Source organism: Lactiplantibacillus sp. ME-2, from assembly GCF_022549155.1.
Classification (GTDB): Bacteria; Bacillota; Bacilli; order Lactobacillales; family Lactobacillaceae; genus Lactiplantibacillus; species Lactiplantibacillus plantarum.
Genome location: NZ_JAKZEQ010000001.1, coordinates 100,266 through 119,124, shown reverse-complemented (window position 1 = coordinate 119,124; position 18,859 = coordinate 100,266). Strand labels below are relative to the sequence as shown.

Annotated in this window: 11 protein-coding genes; all 11 read left to right on the top strand. The window is 47.5% G+C overall.

Features of this window, described 5'->3' with window-relative positions; all coding sequences use genetic code 11:
• Window positions 1-424 precede the first annotated feature (424 nt).
• Window positions 425-967 (top strand): bifunctional pyr operon transcriptional regulator/uracil phosphoribosyltransferase PyrR, encoded by a 543-nt coding sequence (pyrR, locus tag MMY95_RS00540; RefSeq protein WP_003639428.1) that lies wholly within the window; start codon window positions 425-427, stop codon window positions 965-967.
• Between the two features lie 146 nt (window positions 968-1,113).
• Complete coding sequence (locus tag MMY95_RS00535; RefSeq protein WP_003645876.1) at window positions 1,114-2,049, top strand: aspartate carbamoyltransferase catalytic subunit; 936 nt, start codon at window positions 1,114-1,116, stop codon at window positions 2,047-2,049.
• Window positions 2,050-2,052: 3 nt separating this feature from the next.
• Window positions 2,053-3,345: a dihydroorotase gene (locus MMY95_RS00530; protein WP_003645877.1), complete on the top strand. Its 1,293-nt coding sequence runs from the start codon at window positions 2,053-2,055 to the stop codon at window positions 3,343-3,345.
• Window positions 3,342-4,436, top strand: coding sequence for a carbamoyl phosphate synthase small subunit (locus MMY95_RS00525; protein ID WP_003645878.1), 1,095 nt, complete (start codon window positions 3,342-3,344; stop codon window positions 4,434-4,436). The genes MMY95_RS00530 and MMY95_RS00525 overlap by 4 nt, the downstream gene beginning before the upstream one ends.
• Window positions 4,429-7,605, top strand: a complete 3,177-nt coding sequence (gene carB, locus MMY95_RS00520; RefSeq protein ID WP_015640814.1) for a carbamoyl-phosphate synthase large subunit — start codon at window positions 4,429-4,431, stop codon at window positions 7,603-7,605. The genes MMY95_RS00525 and carB overlap by 8 nt, the downstream gene beginning before the upstream one ends.
• Window positions 7,606-7,647: 42 nt before the next feature.
• Entirely contained in the window at window positions 7,648-8,565 is a 918-nt protein-coding gene (locus MMY95_RS00515; RefSeq protein ID WP_003645881.1) for a dihydroorotate dehydrogenase, read from the top strand.
• On the top strand, window positions 8,562-9,275 hold the full coding sequence (gene pyrF / locus MMY95_RS00510; RefSeq protein WP_003645882.1) for an orotidine-5'-phosphate decarboxylase: 714 nt from the start codon (window positions 8,562-8,564) through the stop codon (window positions 9,273-9,275). The genes MMY95_RS00515 and pyrF overlap by 4 nt, the downstream gene beginning before the upstream one ends.
• A 1-nt stretch (window position 9,276) precedes the next feature.
• A complete protein-coding gene (pyrE, locus tag MMY95_RS00505; protein ID WP_104795894.1) occupies window positions 9,277-9,915 on the top strand; it encodes an orotate phosphoribosyltransferase in 639 nt (212 codons plus the stop codon).
• A 15-nt stretch (window positions 9,916-9,930) separates the two neighbouring features.
• A complete protein-coding gene (locus MMY95_RS00500) occupies window positions 9,931-11,034 on the top strand; it encodes a DMT family transporter (RefSeq protein WP_016527268.1) in 1,104 nt (367 codons plus the stop codon).
• A gap of 397 nt (window positions 11,035-11,431) precedes the next feature.
• Complete coding sequence (locus MMY95_RS00495) at window positions 11,432-15,034, top strand: PD-(D/E)XK nuclease family protein (RefSeq protein ID WP_241277449.1); 3,603 nt, start codon at window positions 11,432-11,434, stop codon at window positions 15,032-15,034.
• On the top strand, window positions 15,027-18,776 hold the full coding sequence (gene addA, locus MMY95_RS00490) for a helicase-exonuclease AddAB subunit AddA (protein ID WP_003645886.1): 3,750 nt from the start codon (window positions 15,027-15,029) through the stop codon (window positions 18,774-18,776). Before MMY95_RS00495 ends, addA begins: the two co-directional genes overlap by 8 nt.
• The last annotated feature ends 83 nt before the right edge of the window (window positions 18,777-18,859 follow it).

The window sequence follows — 18,859 nt, the reverse complement described above, 5'->3', positions numbered from 1 at the left end:
TTAAAGTGAATTGATGGTCTCCCAGCTTTAATTGAAGTTCTAATATCAACGGATTCAACGACCAATGGTACTAATATTAGGCGACCGCTCATCATTTATTCTTAGAGGCCGGAATAAGACGATCACGTGTCACGATTGGAAATCTATTGAACTCGCCAGGTTCCTCAATGATGCTTGTCAACATAAAGGGCAAATGACCAAAGTCGTCAGATAATTAACGCGACTTAAGTTGATTAGTCCTTGACAGTTGTGGTGGAGTTCGTTACACTTAGTCCAATTAAACAAGCACCTTTAACTTAGTCCTGTGAGGCTAACAAGGGGAACGGTCATGTAGGGTCTCCCACGCTTTTCGCAGGAAAACAGGGTGACTCTTTTTTTACCCCGTGGATTAAGGTGAAATTACAGAAATGGAGCTGACAAACTAATGGCACGAGAAGTCGTTGATGCAATGACCATGCGCCGCGCGCTGACGCGGATCACTTATGAGATTATTGAGCAGAATAAGGGTGTTGGTAACCTGGTATTTATCGGTATCAAGACTCGTGGGATTTTTTTGGCCCAACGGTTAGCGCAACGATTGAAACAGTTGGAAGGCGTTGACGTGCCAGTTGGTTCGTTAGATATCACGTTATATCGGGATGATCATCATGCGGTTGATGTTGCCGGTCAAGCGAAGCTAAATGGTGCTGATATTCCGGTTGATATCAATGGCAAACACGTTATCTTGGTCGATGATGTCTTATTTACAGGCCGAACAGTTCGGGCTGCGCTAGATGCCTTGATGGACCATGGACGTCCCGCAAAGATTTCGTTAGCGGTCTTAGTCGATCGTGGACATCGTGAATTACCGATCCGGCCTGATTTTATTGGTAAAAATATTCCAACGGCCTTGGATGAACAAGTCAGTGTCGCCCTTGAAGAACACGACGGACATGATGGAATTAGTATTGAAAAATTAGAAGAATGATTTAATTGAATAAAACCATTTAATTGTTTCCAGAGAGGAACGAAACGGTTTGGTCATGCGTGACCACTTAATCGGAGTCTAGCCTCTTTGCAAACATTTTTGCGGAAGCTAGACTTTTTTTATATACAAAGGAGACGGCAATAGCCATGAAAACGAGTCAAAACCTAGTTAGTGTTGAACAATTTAGTAATCAGGACGTGATGGCCTACTTGAAGTTGGCCCAAGCTTTCAAGAATGGGAAAACGGTACAACTGTCACAGCCAACGTTTGCGATGAACTTATTTTTTGAGAATAGCACCCGCACACATACAAGTTTTGAGATGGCCGAACGACGATTAGGATTACAGGTGATTTCGTTTGACCCAAAGACTAGTTCCGTGACTAAGGGCGAAAGCTTGCTGGATACTTTGAAAACGATTGAAGCCATTGGCGTCAACTTGGCAGTGGTTCGGCATCCACGCGATCGTTATTATCAACCACTTCTCGACGCCGGGTTTGACATGAGTTTGATCAATGCTGGTGATGGTAGTGGGCAACATCCGTCACAATCGTTGTTGGATATGCTAACTATTTATGAAGAATTTGGTCATTTTGATGGTTTAAAGATAGCTATTGTGGGTGACTTGGCCCATTCACGTGTGGCCCGTTCCAATATGGCGTTACTGACGCAACTAGGAGCCCAGGTTTACTTTGGCGGCCCCAAAGAATGGTATGGCCGTGACTTTGAAGCATACGGCGAATATCAGACGATGGACCAGTTAGTCGCAACGATGGACGTCATGATGTTATTACGTGTCCAACACGAACGATTATCGCAAGTGAACAATCAGACCTTCGATGCGTCTGCCTATCATCAACAGTATGGTTTAACAGCTGAGCGCGCCGCACGAATGCCCAAGCATGCGATTATCATGCATCCGGCCCCCGTTAATCGAGGTGTTGAGCTAGCGAGTGACTTAGTTGAAGCGCCGCAATCACGAATTTTTCAGCAGATGACGAATGGTGTTTATATTCGGATGGCAATGGTGGCGAGCGTCCTCGCTCATCAAGGATTAATTTCAGCAACTCAAGTGGAGGTTTAACGCATGACAACATTAATTAAGAATGCTCAAGTGTGGCAAGCAGGGCAGTTACAAACAACGGATATCCTGATTGCCGAGGGCCGAATTAAGGCGATCGGGCATCAACTGCACGATCAGTTTGGACCGGCGGATCACGTCATTTGTGCCGATCAGCACTTTGTTAGTCCGGGATTTGTCGACGTACACGTCCATTTACGCGATCCTGGTCAAACAGCGAAGGAAACGATTGCGACCGGAACGTTAGCCGCGGCGCATGGCGGTTTCACAACGGTCGGAGCAATGCCTAATGTGGATCCGGTACCCGATACACCTAAGCGGGTCGCGACGATGGTGGCGCGTAATCAGCAGGAAGCACATGTTCACGTCGCACAATATGCCAGCATTACGACTGGGCGGACTAGTGAACAGCTCGTTGACTTTGCCGGCATCAAAGCTGCGGGGGCCTTTGCCGTCAGTAACGATGGTTCCGGTGTTCAAACGGCCGGAACCATGTTTGCAGCCATGCAAGGTGCTGCTAAAGTTGGGTTGCCATTAGCGGCACACGTTGAGGATGATTCGCTTTATCATCATGGCGTGATGAACGCGGGGCCCGTTGCTGATCGGCTAGGATTGCCTGGTATCAATAATGTTTCAGAAGCGTCCCAAGTGGCTCGTGATGTCATGTTGGCGGAAGCGAGTGGGGTTCACTACCATGTTTGTCACGTCTCAACGGCGGAAAGTTTACGCGTGATTCGCAATGCGAAAGCAGCTGGCATCAACGTGACTTGTGAAGTATCGCCCCATCATTTACTCCTTTGTGATGAAGATATTACGATGGATAACCCGATGTTAAAGATGAATCCACCGTTGCGTTCAGCCAAGGATCGCGCAGCGTTAGTTGCGGGATTGTTGGATGGCACGATCGACATGATTGCGACGGACCATGCGCCGCATACTGATGCCGAAAAACAGGGCAGCATGAAGACGGCAGCCTTCGGGATTACTGGGATTGAGACTGCCTTTGCCACGCTATATACGGCGCTGGTCAAGACCCGGTTACTGACGCTCGGTCGTTTAATTGAACTGATGAGCACGCGTCCGGCTGAACTATTTGGCTTAAATACAGCCGGCCGGTTGGTAGTGGGGGCACCGGCTGATCTAACCATTATTGATTTAGATCATCAATATGAAATCGAAGCGGCCACCATGTTATCGAAGGGGCACAATTCCCCGTTTATCGGTTGGCCCGTTTATGGCAACGTCTTAATGACACTAGTTGACGGTAAGTTGGCATATGGAAAGGGAACGCAAGCATGAAACGATACTTAGTACTTGAAGATGGTACGATTTACCCCGGCACGGGGTTTGGTGCGACAACGGCCACGGTTGGTGAATTAGTCTTTAATACCGGCATGAGTGGTTATCAAGAGTCGATCACAGACCAGTCTTATAATGGCGAAATCTTGATGTTTACGTATCCTTTGATTGGAAATTACGGCATTAATCGGGATGACCATGAGTCAATCAAGCCAACTTGTAAGGGCGTTGTTGTTCACGAAGTTGCCCGACGAGCCAGTAATTGGCGTAATGCTCAGTCGTTGGACGATTATCTAAAACAGAATGCGATTCCTGGCATTATGGATATTGATACGCGGGCGGTCACTAAACATATCCGAACGAAGGGCGCGATGAAGGCCACCATCGTCGATAACGTCTTACCAGATACGGTTGACCGGCTCAAAGTCACGGCATTAAATCGGGCCGTTGTTGCCCAGAGTTCAACGAATAACGCCTATCCCAACCCAGCGACAGGCCCCAACGTGGTCGTCGTTGACTTTGGGTTGAAGCATTCGATTTTACGCGAACTAGCAAAGCGTCAATGTAACTTGACGGTGTTGCCGTACAATACTACGGCGAGTGAAATCATGGCTTTGAATCCGGATGGTGTGATGTTGACGAACGGCCCTGGTGATCCCAAAGATGTTCCGGGAGCCTTAGAGATGATCAGAGAAGTGGAAAAACATGTGCCGCTATTTGGAATTTGTCTCGGACATCAACTTTTTGCGCTAGCAAACGGTGCGGACACGTTCAAGATGAAGTTCGGACATCGTGGGTTTAACCATCCCGTTCGTGAGATTGCAACTGGGCGGATTGATTTTACGTCGCAAAACCATGGTTACGCGGTGGATCGGGATTCATTAGCGCAGACTGACTTGTTAATCACCCATGAGGAGATTAATGATGGTACCGTGGAAGGCTTGCGGCATCGTGACTACGCGGCCTTTTCCGTGCAATATCATCCGGACGCAGCGCCGGGTCCTCACGATGCTGATCATATTTTTGACGAATTTATTGATTTGATGGCGGCTAATCAAGCAACCCAGAAAGGAAGCCAATTCAATGCCTAAACGGACAGATATTCATAAAATTATGGTAATTGGTTCAGGACCAATTATTATTGGTCAGGCCGCAGAATTTGATTATTCTGGGACACAAGCTTGCCTGGCATTAAAAGAACTCGATTATGAAGTGGTCTTGGTCAATTCTAACCCCGCAACGATTATGACGGACAAAGAAATTGCGGACCAGGTCTACTTGGAACCAATTACACTTGAATTTGTTTCACAGATTCTCCGCAAAGAACATCCGGATGCGGTTTTGCCAACTTTAGGCGGCCAGCAGGGCTTGAATATGGCGATGGAATTATCTAAATCGGGTATTCTCGATGAGTTGCACATTGAACTGTTAGGAACGAAGCTCAGCGCAATTGATCAGGCGGAAGACCGGGAACAGTTTAAGGCACTGATGGAAGAATTGGGCGAACCCGTGCCAGCTTCTGGTATTGCGCGGACGGTTGACGAAGCGTTGGCTTTCGCTGAGCAAGCTGGTTATCCGGTCATCGTGCGACCAGCCTTTACGATGGGGGGGACTGGCGGTGGCATCGCCGAGACGCCCCAACAGTTACACGACATTACCGAAAATGGGTTGGCGTTATCACCAGTGACCCAAGTTCTGATCGAACAAAGTATTGCCGGGTACAAAGAAATTGAGTTTGAAGTTATGCGTGATGCTGCGGATAATGCGATGGTCGTCTGCAATATGGAAAATTTTGACCCCGTGGGGATTCATACCGGTGATTCAATCGTCTATGCACCTGTTCAAACGTTAGCAGATCGCGAAGTGCAATTATTACGGGATGCTGCTTTGAAGATTATTCGGGCGTTGAAGATTGAGGGGGGCTGTAACGTTCAGTTGGCCCTCGATCCGAATAGTTTTAATTACTATATCATTGAAGTAAATCCGCGGGTCAGTCGCTCATCAGCGTTAGCCTCCAAAGCGACTGGTTACCCAATTGCTAAGATGGCTGCCAAGATTGCAGTCGGCTTGCATTTGGATGAAATTAAAAATCCGGTGACGGGAACCACTTACGCTGAATTCGAGCCAGCGTTGGACTATGTAGTTTGCAAGATTCCTCGCTGGCCGTTTGATAAGTTCACCCATGCTGATCGTCGTTTGGGCACTCAGATGAAGGCGACCGGCGAAGTCATGGCGATTGGGCGCAATATTGAAGAAGCCACACTAAAGGCGGTCCGATCACTAGAAATTGGAGTGCACCACGTTGAAGAACCCGCTTTGCGTAGTGTTGATGATGATGTACTCAGCGATAAGCTCATTCATGCGCAGGATGATCGGTTATTCTACTTAACGGAAGCAATTCGCCGCGGTTACCCGATTGATGAATTAGCCGAACTCACCAAGATCAACGTGTTCTTCCTGGATAAACTATTACACATTATTGAAATCGAACAAGCTTTGCGTACCCATACGGATGACATAGAGACACTAACTGTTGCTAAACGCAATGGCTTCGCCGATCAAACGGTAGCTGACTATTGGCACGAAACAATCGATCAGGTTCGCGACTTCCGCTTAGCGCACAAACTAGCGCCCGTTTATAAGATGGTCGATACTTGTGCCGGTGAGTTTGCTTCGGAGACACCTTATTACTACGGCACTTATGAGTTTGAAAATGAGAGTATTGTCACGAAACGCCCATCCGTTTTAGTGTTAGGGTCAGGGCCGATTCGCATTGGGCAAGGGGTGGAATTCGACTATGCTACCGTTCACTCCGTTAAAGCCATTCAAAAAGCTGGCTATGAAGCGATTATCATGAATAGTAATCCGGAAACCGTCTCGACCGATTTCTCAGTATCAGACAAATTGTACTTCGAGCCACTGACGATTGAAGATGTCTTAAACGTGATCGAACTTGAAAAACCAGTGGGCGTGATTGTGCAATTTGGTGGTCAAACAGCGATTAACTTAGCGAAACCATTGGCTGACCATGGTATCAAAATATTAGGGACGAGTGTGGCGGATGTCAACCGTGCGGAAGACCGTGACGAATTTGATAAGGTCATCAAAGCTTTAGCTATTCCACAACCGGCTGGTGATACGGCAAGTGATGAAGCAACCGCGCTAGCTATTGCGGATAAGTTGGGCTATCCCGTCCTTGTCCGGCCCAGTTATGTCCTTGGTGGCCGGGCGATGGAAATTGTCAAGAAGCGGACCGACTTAGACTATTACATGCATAACGCGGTCAAGGTGTCGCATGACCACCCCGTTTTAGTGGACAGTTATTTGGTCGGGAAGGAATGTGAAGTTGATGCCATTTGTGACGGTCAAACAGTCTTGATTCCGGGAATTATGGAACACATCGAACGGGCGGGTGTCCATTCTGGCGATTCGATGGCCGTTTATCCGCCACAGTCACTTTCGGCGGCGGTCCAAGCACAAATTGTGGATTATACTGAAAAATTAGCCATTGCGCTCAACTGTGTCGGGATGATGAACATTCAATTCGTAATCCACGACGACCAAGTTTATGTGATTGAAGTCAATCCGCGCGCGAGCCGGACGGTGCCATTCTTAAGCAAGGTCACGAACATTCCGATGGCTCAAGTTGCGACTCGGGCAATCCTTGGCCAGTCATTGGCTGAACAAGGTTATCAGACTGGCTTGGTCACACCGGGTCCCTTAGTACACGTCAAAGCGCCGGTCTTTTCATTTTCAAAGTTGAATCGTGTGGATAGTTTGTTGGGACCAGAAATGAAGTCAACGGGTGAAGTCATGGGCAGCGATGTCACGATGGCAAAGGCACTTTACAAAGCCTTTGAAGCGGCTAAGCTACACGTGCCGAGCCATGGTAACGTACTTTTGACTGTCCGGGATGAAGACAAGCCAGAAACAGTGGCGTTAGCCAAGCGGTTCCATGCGTTGGGCTACCAATTGCTAGCGACTCGGGGAACGGCGACTGCTCTGACCACACACGGGTTACCCGTTACGACCGTCGACAAGATCGATAGTGGCGAGCATGATTTACTGCATCGCATGGAAGCTGGCGAAATTCAAGTCGTCATTAATACGGTTTCGGATGAAGAACAGGCTGAAAATGATGGTACCCTGATTCGAAACACGTCAATTATGCACGGTATTCCATTGTTTACGGCCTTAGATACGGTCGCGGCAATTTTGCAAGTACGAGAATCACAGTCATTTGTAACGCAGGCGCTCTAAATCAGGACACCCGCCGATAAGCTTGATCATAGGAGGAAAACGATGGGACGATTAACAGTAAATTTAGCCGGTGTCACGTTCAAAAATCCGGTTATGCCGGCTAGTGGTACGGCGGCATATGGTCAACAGATGGCTCAACAGTTAGACCTGAGTGCGTTGGGGGGGTTGGTCATCAAGTCGACCACCGCCGAACCGAAAGCGGGCAACCCACGACCAACGACCGCGGAAACAACCGCGGGGTGGCTCAATGCAATTGGACTCAAAAATCCCGGAATTGACAATGTGCTGGCCGATAAATTACCGTGGTTAGCGACTCATTATCCAGATTTACCGATTATTGGGAGTGTCGCGGGGGCGAGCTTTGATGAATACGTGGCAGTCGCACGAAAAATGGCGTCGGCACCTAACGTCAAATTATTGGAAATCAATATTTCATGTCCAAACGTCGACCATGGCGGCCTAGCATTTGGAACTGATCCAGCGACGGTAACGGCGTTGACTAAGGCGATTGTTGCCGCGGTCGATAAACCAGTTTTCATGAAGCTGACCCCGAATGTCACTGATATTGTCCCAATTGCACTCGCTGCCGAAGCTGGTGGAGCGGCTGGACTGACGATGATTAACACGTTAACGGGTATGGGCATCGATTTAGCCACACGTCAACCGATCTTAGCGCATGGTACGGGCGGTTTATCTGGAAAAGCCATTCATCCACTTGCTGTTCGGATGATCCATGACGTGCGTCAACATACCAAGTTGCCGATTATTGGCGTTGGTGGCGTGTTCACGCCGGCTGATGTGTTGGAATTTTACCTGGCTGGTGCAAATGCTGTTCAAGTTGGGGCCGCAACGTATGGTCACCCGACTGCTTGTACAGACATTATTGCTGGATTACCGGCGGCGATGGATCAGTACGGGATCACCAGCTTGCAAGCGTTGATTCAGGAGGTCCAAGGATGAAGCGACCAATTATCATTGCGTTAGATTTTCCCACCGCCGAACGGGCCTTAGCTTTTTTAGACCAATTTCCGGCTGATTTACATGTCACTGTCAAAATCGGCATGGAGTTATTTTATGCAGCGGGACCGAGTATTGTGACGGACGTGCAAGCTCGCGGCCATGCGGTTTTCTTAGATTTGAAACTACATGATATTCCCAATACCGTCGAATCCGCAATGCGGGTGATCGGGCGGTTAGGGGTAACCTATACAACGGTTCATGCTGCGGGTGGGCACGTGATGCTTTCAGCCGCCAAACGAGGATTGGTCGCGGGTGCAATGGCCGCTGGAGTCACTGCCCCCAAGTTATTAGCGATTACGCAGTTAACTTCGACTAATCAAGCTATTTTGAATCAGGACCAGCAAATCATGGGAACGATTCGGGCGAGTGTCGTGCATTATGCCAAACTAGCACGGGCGAGTGACTGTGATGGCGTCATTTGTTCCGCCCAAGAAGTTCAGGCGATTCATACGGCCGTCGGTGCCGATTTTCTCGGAATTACGCCGGGAATTCGGCCAGCGTCGGCGCAGTCAGATGACCAGCAACGGGTGATGACACCGGCTGCCGCTGCTAAGGCTGGGAGCAACGGTCTCGTCATCGGGCGGCCAATTACGCAGGCTGCAGAACCAGTTCAAGCTTACCGAGACATTATGACAGAATGGAGTAACTAATATGAGTGAAATTGCAGCAACTATCGCCACTGATTTGTTGACGATTAAAGCCGTTACACTACGACCAAACGACCCATTCACCTGGGCCAGTGGCATTAAAAGTCCAATTTATACGGACAATCGGCTGACGATTTCTTATCCGGCGGTCCGCCAGCATATCGCGCACGGAATCGCCGCCATCATCAAGCGTGAATACCCGGCGACCGAAGTGATTGCGGGGGTCGCAACGGCTGGCATTCCCCATGCAGCCTGGGTGGCGGAATTGTTAAATCTACCATTGATCTACGTTCGTGCTAAACCCAAGGATCACGGTGCTGGCCGGCAAATCGAAGGGGTGTTAAAGCCCGGTCAAAAAGTTGTCATGCTGGATGATCTGATTTCGACGGGTGGCAGTGTGTTACAGGCGGCTAAGGCCGTTCAAGCAGCAGGTGGCGATACTCAGGCTGTTGGAGCAATCTTCAGTTATGCCTTGGATGCGGCAACGCAAAACTTTGCCGCTGCGTCATTACCGCTGTTCAGTTTGTCCAACTATCCTGAACTAATCAAAGTTGCTCGCCAAGCAGATTACATTGATGACGAAGAATTAGCTTCGCTGCATACGTGGCGTCAGGACCCAGAACACTGGGGAGTGACTGATTAGGATTACGCGCCATAAATGGCTGGCATATTTAAAATAGTCATGAAAATTAAGCTGGATTATCCAGACGATTTTCATGACTATTTTAGTTACCGGCTCGTGCTAATATTAACCTGTGACAGATTGTTAAGACAATATAAAGAAATGAGGGAATATTCGATGTTAGCAATTTTAGTTGGCTTAGCAATCGGGATTGGGTTACCAATGCAAACGAGTATTAATTCGCGATTGCGCAATTCAGTGGGATCTCCATTTGGCGCCTCCCTAATATCTTTTGCTGTGGGGACGTTGTTTTTGGCGATAATGACACTAATTGATGTCCATACTTTAGGATTTTCGACGACGTTATTTACGAGTCAACCGGTTTGGATTTGGCTGGGTGGGCTATTGGGGGTCGTCTACTTAACTGGCAATATCTTGTTGTTTCCGAAGCTGGGTAGTGTTCAAACCGTTATTATGCCCGTGCTTGGTCAAATTTTGGCCGGGCTATTGATTGATAATTTTGGTTGGTTCGACTCACCCCAAAGTACATTGACGATGACCCGATTTTTGGGTGCAATTTTAGTCTTGGCGGGGGTCATCATCACCGTTGCGGCTCAGGGGTGGCTCGAACAGCGGCATAATCGAATCACTGAAACCGCGGAAAAAGATACAGCTACTGACACTGACCAAAGTGGCCTTGGAATTTGGCGTGCACTAGGTGTGGTTGCCGGAATGCTCAGTGCGATGCAAACTGCGGTCAATGGGCACCTAGGTCGGGTGCTTGGCTCCACAGTGCACGCGGCATTTGTTTCTTTTTTAGTTGGTACTCTGGGACTGATCGTCATCGTGTTAGTCTTGCGACCTCAATTCAAATTGATTAGGCCAACTAAGACGCCTAATCCTTGGTGGATGTGGATTGGTGGCATGATTGGTGCGCTGTATGTTTTGGGTAATGTTTACTTGGTTCCGGTCGTTGGCACTGGTTTAGCGGTCGTCATTGTTTTAGTCGGACTGATGGCCGGTAGTTTAATGATTGACCAATTTGGCTGGTTTGCTTCAAAAAAGAACCCAATTTCGGGGGTCCAGTTGATGGGCTTGCTCGTCATGATTGTGGGGGTTGTGCTAATTCGTGTCTTTTAAGCACTCTGAGGATTGGCGAGTGTCACCGGGTGATCGGTAAGGTGTTTTGAGGTCGAGGCTTGCAGCCGGATGAATAAGCGGCCGTGCGAGTTGCCCACATTAAGCCGTGACCACGTTCGTTAAAGCTTCTAAAATTTCAAATCAGGATGACAAAACGGTACTGGATGCCGGGCACGATAAGCCATTATAAATCCGACGCACATCTGGCAGCAGTGGCCGTCAACGTTGAGAATTAAGACGTGCAGCACACGGGTCACCTGGCTGAATAACGTGGTATTTAATGGACGCGATAATAAACATCTAACTTACGGGTTAGGTGTTTTTTTAGCCGGTTAAATATGCGATAATGAGACTAACTTAATGAGAACGTTTGTTCAGTTCAGAGGAGGAATTAGTGGTGAGCTTACAATTTGTATTGGGACCAGCCAAGATGGACCATCGCCGTACCATGGTGGCGCAGTTAGTGGCAACCTTGATGGCTAAGCCACAAGATCAGTTTTTTTATTTGGTACCGAACCATATTAAGTTCGATACTGAAGTTGACGTGTTGAACCGCTTGGCACAGGCATTTGGGCAACCAGATTTGTATGCCCAGACTCAGGTTCAGGTCTTTTCATTTACCCGTCTTGCTTGGTACTTGATGAAGAACGAAGCAGCTTATCAAGTACCACGACTCTCCGCTGCTGGGATTGACATGCTATTATATCGCATTCTACAACGACATGCCGATGAGCTGCGATTGTTTGGTGGTGAAATCTCGCAAACGGGTTTTGTGACTCAACTAGCTCGTGAAATTAATGAGTTACAGACCGCTAATTTGCAACCAGAAGATGTGGTTCAATTGGCAGCGAATGCTCAGGCGGGTGACTTGCAGGCTAAGCTACATGATCTGGCGATCGTTTACAAAGACTTCGTGGCGGCGACTGCAGATAAGTATCTTAAGCCCGCTGATATTCTCGTTCAATTGAATGCTTACTTACGGCGTCAAGACTTGCACGGAACGCACGTTTATGTGGAACTCGCTGGCTTTGCCCAATTACCGGCCCAGGAACAGGGAATCGTCACGACTATGCTGGAACAGGGCGCGGACGTGACAATCAGTTTGATGCTCGATCACAAAGTCGTTGACCGGGCGCCAGAAAATGGCACGCTGTTTTATCAATCTGGTCGGCTTTATTATCGGCTTTATCAGTATGCCCGTATTCGTCAGATTCCGGTTAGCCAAGATATTTATGCTGAAACGCCGCGCGTGGCTCCCGGCTTAGTGGCTCTCGATGATTTTTGGCGTGGTCAGCCCCAAGCGGCTACCGGTTACGAGGAGCCGAATACGAATGTGCATTTATTCCGGACCGATAGTCGACAGACCGAATTGGCACAAGTTGGCCGCATGATTCGGGCAATGGTCGCGAAAAAACATGCCGATCCCGCCGACGATTATCATTATCGGGACTTCTTGATCATGACACGGCACTTAGATGCCTACCAAACGATGTTAGCGCCGACTTTTCATGAATTAGAAATACCATACTTTGTTGATTTACAGCGTTCAATGGCCGACCATCCGTTAGTTGAGTTGATTAACGCGTTGTTTGATATCGACGCACAGCAGTATCAATATCGTGATGTTATGCGAGTGTTGAAAACCGAGCTGTTGATGCCAAATATCAATGGGCAACCGATGGATCGGCAAGCCTACCGCCAAGCAGTAGATCTGACCGAAAACTTTATCCTTAAAAGTGGTTATCACGGCCAGCGGTGGGTACAAAGGGAAGATTGGCAATACTTTCAATTAACCGAGGGTGATGCCGGGGTCGAGACGGACCAAAATGCTGAAATTTCGCGACAAATCAACTTGATTCATCACTTTGTTGCTGAAACGTTACCACCGTTTTTTAAAAAAATGCAGCAAGCACCGGATGGCAAAGCGGCCGTGACATTGCTGGTCAACTTTTTGACAAGCCAGGGCGTTACGGACCAGCTATTAGCTTGGCGTGATCAAGCCTTGGATCGCCAAGATGTCCGGGCAGCTGCCGAGCCTGAGCAGACCTGGCAAACTTTCTGTGGGATGCTAGATGAATACGTGACGATTTTAGGTGCAGAGCCATTTGAAATTACGGACTTTTTGGCACTATTACAAGCGGGCTTTGAAGGTGCTAGTTACTCGCAAATTCCGTCGACGTTGGACCAGGTGTTAATTTCAGAGAGCGGAATGGTTCAAAGTCAGGACCATAAAGTTGTCTTCATGGTTGGGGCAACCGATTTAGTGATGCCTGACCGGATTATGACGAACAACTTATTGAGTGATGTGGATAAAGAAAATTTGCAACCAACGCTCAGTTCGTTAGATGGTGACCACTATTTAAATGATTCAGCTGTCGTTCAGCTCGGTGATGAAAGTTGTCTGAATTATTTGGCCTTTTTAAGTGCCCGTCGACACTTGTTTTTCAGCGCCCCGTTAAAAGATGATCAAGAAACAGATTTAAATTGGTCCAACTATGTGCGGCGAATTCAACGCCAGTTCAATTTGCGAGAACATACTTATCTTGGGACGCCTGATCCGACTAATGCCGATGCGCGGCCATTTGTTGGGACTAAGCGCCGGACGATTAGTCATGTGATTCAGGTTTACCGCGATGTGTTAACGACGAATACTGACCGTAATCGTGTTGGCGCACCATTACAACCTGCTCCGGTGTGGGTGTGGTTACGGCAACAATTGACGCGTGACCCCCAATTCGGTGAGCTAGCACGTCAATTGATGGCTGGATTAAGCTATCGCAATCAACCTGTCAAGCTGACACCAGCCAGCGTTGAGGCTTTGTATGGGCATCAAATTTATACGTCAATTTCAAAACTAGAAGAATTTTATCGTAATCAGTACGCTTATTTCTTGAAATATGGGCTCAAACTGCGTGAGCGTGATGTGTTCGAGTTATCAGCTGCTAGTACTGGGGAGTTTTTCCACGCTGTCTTAGATGGGCTCATCAAGGCGTTACGGTCTGATCAAATCCCATTGGCCCAAGCCAGTGATCAGCAGTTAGGACAGTATTTAGAGACTGTGACCCGTCAAATCTTAGATCAACCACAGTTTACAATTTTGACGAGTTCTAACCGGATGGCTTACTTGCAACGGCAGTTAATCAACACAGTCCGGCAGATTGCATTTGCGATTCGCAATCAAAGTAAACTGTCAGCCGCTGAACCGAAGCAAACCGAGGTCTTATTTGGTAACGTTGGCAAGGAACACGGATTAAAAGCGCTCGATTTTCAAATTGATGCAACGCATAGTGTGCACGTGCGGGGGAAGATTGACCGTCTCGACCAAATTCAAGTGGCAGATCAAAGTTACCTGGGAATCGTCGATTATAAGTCATCCCAACATAAATTTGATTTTCAAGAGGCTTACTATGGTCTCGCAATGCAAATGTTAACTTATTTGGACGCTGTGCTGCATAACGAGCAAGCTTTAGTCGGTTCTGATCAAGCTGCGGTTAAATTAGCTGGCGCACTTTACATGCACATTCAAAATCCAACTCTGAAACCAAAAGATATTCAGGGCGGTTTTGAAGCAGCACTCCTAAAGAAGAACAAGTATAAGGGAATTTTGCTCGATGATCCGCAGTTATTGGAACATTTAGATAGCGAACTACAACAAGGTAACGGGACCTCGAAAGTTTACCCATTCGCACGTAAAAAGGACGGGGCGTATAGTGGGGGGCGTGCAGCTTCACTGGTGACGAATGACCAGTTGGAACGATTATTACAGCATAATAGTCAATTGATTATTGCAGCTGCTGAAGCAATTTTCGCTGGAGAAATTCAACTAAATCCAATTCGGCTGAACGATAAGACGACTGCTTTACAGTATTCGCCGTATCTATCAATTATGCAGTTTGATGCAATGTTGGCAGAAAATGCTTATCGGGATCTACCGCCATTATCAGCCAAACAGGTTCTTGATTTACTAAAGACACAGAAAGGTGGAGAAAACCATGAGTGAGGGTACAAACTATACACCTAGCCAGCAAGCTGTTATCGCACAGCAGGGAAATAACTTGTTAGTTTCAGCTTCGGCTGGTTCTGGAAAGACGACCGTATTGATCGAACGTATTATGCGCAAGATATTGGCCGGCACGAATATTGACCAGTTACTCGTGGTGACGTTTACAAACTTAGCTGCCAAGCATATGAAACAAAAGCTGGAATCGCAAATCAATAAGCGAATCTCACAGTTAATGACGGACAATCCGGCGCAAACCACGGCGTCACCAGCGATTCGGCAATTACGGCAGCAATTAAATTTGCTCGGGGTAGCCAACATTAGTACGTTGGATGCTTTTTGTCTCCGCGTGATTCAGCGTTATTACTACGTTATTGATTTGGATCCTGTTTTTCGCCTATTGACGGACAACACTGAGGGGTTACTCATTCGTGATCAGGTTTGGGACAGTGTTCGTGAACAATTATATGATGAAGATGGTACGTTATTTGACTTATTAACAGCGAATTTTTCTAATGATCGAAGTGATGATGGTCTCAGTCGATTGATTTTTCGGTTATTTGATTTTGCCCAGTCGACCCCGGATCCGGAAGGCTGGCTGAGCAAGTTACCAGAACCTTATCAGGTGGATGAGGAAGCGTTAACGGCCAGTGCCTTTTATCAACAACAATTATTACCATTGCTCATTAATGAAGTCGATGGGATGCAAATGAAATTACGACAGGCGCAAAAAGTTGCGACGGATGCTGACTTAGTCCCGAAAACGCTTGAGGTACTCGCTACAGCACAAAAAACGCTGACGACGCTCCGTGAACAATTGGCAACGGCAAGTTGGAATGAGTTACGTACTCAAGTCGCCACTTTCAAGATTGGAGCTCTCAAAAAAACTTATAAGGACGAGCCGGAGAAGACTGCACGGGCCAAAACTATGGGCACATTTGTGGACGGTGTCAAGAAACAAATGACCACCCTTAGCGAGACTTATTTTGCGGCCGATGAGCAGCAAGTCTTAGATATTATGGTAGGGGCAAAGTCAATTGTGACTGAGCTAGTGGATGCGACCAAGCAGTTTAAGACGGCTTTTGCAGCTGAAAAACGGCGGCGACACGTCCTGGACTTTTCGGATTTGGAACACCTAACGTTGCAAATCTTAACGAGTGACAATGAAAGTGGTCAGGCAGCTTTGGCGCAGTTACGGGCCCAATTTGAAGAAGTTATGGTTGATGAATATCAAGATATTAACTCTTTGCAAGAAAGTATTTTGCAGCTGTTGGCGCGCGACCAGCCAGGAAATATGTTCATGGTGGGAGACGTCAAACAGTCGATTTACCAGTTCCGATTAGCTGATCCGTTATTGTTTTTGCACAAGTATCACGATTTTGGGACGAATCCCGAACACGGGGAACGAATCGTATTAGCTGAAAACTTCCGGTCGGTGGCGAATGTCGATCATTTGACTAACCTAATCTTTAGTCAGCTGATGGACGCGCCGGTCGGGCAAATTGATTATGATGAAGCGGCTTACCTCAAGTATGGGCCCAAGGATTATCCGGCCGATATGCCACAAACGACGAATCTATTACTTTACCAGACGGAAACTGACAAGTCGACAGAAGATGTCTCCACGGATGAAACCAATTTTTCAATTGATGATCCTGCCGTTGGGAGTATCACGATGGTCGCCCAAAAGATTTTGGCACTTAAGGCCCAAGATAAGCCAATCTATGAACGTGCTAATGGGGAATACCGGCCGTTTCGTTACAGCGACGTGGCGTTACTAGTACCAACACGTAATCATAATTTAACAATTATTGATGTTTTCAAACGGTATCACATTCCCGTTGTGGTCAATGATGCCCAGAATTATTTTCAAACCACTGAGATTCGAATCATGATGGCACTACTCAGTATTATCGATAATCCATATCAAGATATTCCGTTAGTGGCGGTTCTACGCTCGCCAATTGTCGGATTAGACGAAAATCAATTAGTTTATTTGCGTATCCAGAATAAAACGAGTGATTATTTTCAAGCCGTCCAGGACTTTTATCATCATTATCCGACTGGTCCGGCGACTGAATATGGTGATCAAGTTTATGCTAAGATCGAGACCTTCTTGACACAATTGACTGAATTTCGAGATCTGGCACGACGTAATCAAATCGTAACCCTGATTTGGCAAATCTATGAACGAACTGGCTTTTTAGACTACGTTGGCGGCATGCCGGCTGGTAAACAGCGTCAGGCTAATCTCCACGCTTTATATGAACGTGCTTATACGTATGAACAGGGCAGTTTTAAGGGCTTATTTCAGTTCGTTCGTTTTATTCGCCGGATGCAGGAAAAGGATCAGGACTTGGCAGCTGCCGTGGCCGAGACTGATGCGGAAGCGGTCAACGTAATGACGATTCATGGTAGCAAGGGGCTTGAATACCCCGTGATTTTTGTGATGGATATGGATAAGCAGTTCAATCAGACTGATACGCGCTCAAGCGCGCTATTGGACCGAGAAGCGGGGATTGGGATTACTTATTTGGACCCAGAAACGCGTGTGAAGTACCCGACCTTGCCACAAGTTGTGACTAAGCAGGTAGTCAGCAAGAAGATGCGCGCTGAAGAGATGCGGAAACTATATGTCGCGATGACGCGAGCTCAGCAACAGCTCTATTTGGTTGGAACAATCAAGGATATTGATACCGCGACCGAAAAATGGCGGCAGGCCTTTGCTAGCGACGGGCGCGTCTTAAGTGCCCAAGCACGGATTGCGGCGACTAATCAATTAGATTGGGTCGGTATGGCCGTGATACGGCATCCGGCCATGAAGGCATATTGGGGAGATGAATGGCCCAATTACGAATTGACGGATGATCCGACCAAGCTAGCCGTTGAATTGGGAGATGCCACCACCGTCCTGGCGGAGCAAAGTGAAGCGGTATCGGGTACTCAACCTGATGCGCTTGAACTAGTTGAACAGCAAGTCACCATCGATGTTGATCAAGTAACGCGTGATTATCTGACCACGTTACTGAATTTTCATTATCCACACCAGGCTTCCACGACGACGACGGCATATCAATCGGTATCAGAAGTGAAACGAATCTTTGAAGATCCGGATACTCCGCTGATGAATGCGAACCCGACTGTTAGTCAGCGGCGTTCACGACCGACATCCCGGTTTGTGACAGGGTCACTGGAGTTACCACAATTTTTACAAACTATGCAGGCGCCAACCAGTGCGGAAGTTGGGAGTGCGACCCACTTAGTTTTAGAACAACTTGATTTGACCAAACCGGTCAATGAAACGACGGTTCAAAGTACGATTGATGGGTTAGTGGCTAACCGGGTCTTAACGACCAATGTCGCGAAATTGATTGCAGTTGACACCATCGTGGCTTTTTACCAGAGTGCGCTGGGCAGTCAAATTTTGGATAATCCGGCGAAGGTGCACCGCGAAGTGCCATTCTCGTTACTGATTCCAGCACGTCAGATTTTCGATGTTGATGAACATGAGACGGGAAAAGTCCTGATTCATGGAATTATTGACGGCTATTTAGAAACGGCTGATGGGTTAACCTTGTTTGATTATAAGACGGACCACGTCAAGCGGCCTGAAGAATTGAAGACGCGCTACGCTGGTCAAGTTAAACTATATGCAGCAGCGCTAGCGTCGATGTATCCAGGAAAGGTGACTAAACAGTATTTGTACTCACTGCCACAACAGGTGTTTGTGCCAGTTAATTAAGTTTGGCTGTCAGGTGGTGCTTACAAAGTTGGAAAAAGCACGTCAGAATAATCTGGCGTGCTTTTTGTTGAGTTTGGTCTTAA

What these genes read in the sequence shown, in the direction of transcription:
- pyrE (WP_104795894.1), top strand. Translation starts at nt 9,277, where the DNA reads ATGAGTGAAATTGCAGCAACTATCGCCACTGATTTGTTGACGATTAAA.
- addA (WP_003645886.1), top strand. Translation starts at nt 15,027, where the DNA reads ATGAGTGAGGGTACAAACTATACACCTAGCCAGCAAGCTGTTATCGCA.
- pyrF (WP_003645882.1), top strand. Translation starts at nt 8,562, where the DNA reads ATGAAGCGACCAATTATCATTGCGTTAGATTTTCCCACCGCCGAACGG.
- MMY95_RS00515 (WP_003645881.1), top strand. Translation starts at nt 7,648, where the DNA reads ATGGGACGATTAACAGTAAATTTAGCCGGTGTCACGTTCAAAAATCCG.
- carB (WP_015640814.1), top strand. Translation starts at nt 4,429, where the DNA reads ATGCCTAAACGGACAGATATTCATAAAATTATGGTAATTGGTTCAGGA.
- MMY95_RS00530 (WP_003645877.1), top strand. Translation starts at nt 2,053, where the DNA reads ATGACAACATTAATTAAGAATGCTCAAGTGTGGCAAGCAGGGCAGTTA.
- MMY95_RS00500 (WP_016527268.1), top strand. Translation starts at nt 9,931, where the DNA reads ATGGCTGGCATATTTAAAATAGTCATGAAAATTAAGCTGGATTATCCA.
- MMY95_RS00535 (WP_003645876.1), top strand. Translation starts at nt 1,114, where the DNA reads ATGAAAACGAGTCAAAACCTAGTTAGTGTTGAACAATTTAGTAATCAG.
- pyrR (WP_003639428.1), top strand. Translation starts at nt 425, where the DNA reads ATGGCACGAGAAGTCGTTGATGCAATGACCATGCGCCGCGCGCTGACG.
- MMY95_RS00525 (WP_003645878.1), top strand. Translation starts at nt 3,342, where the DNA reads ATGAAACGATACTTAGTACTTGAAGATGGTACGATTTACCCCGGCACG.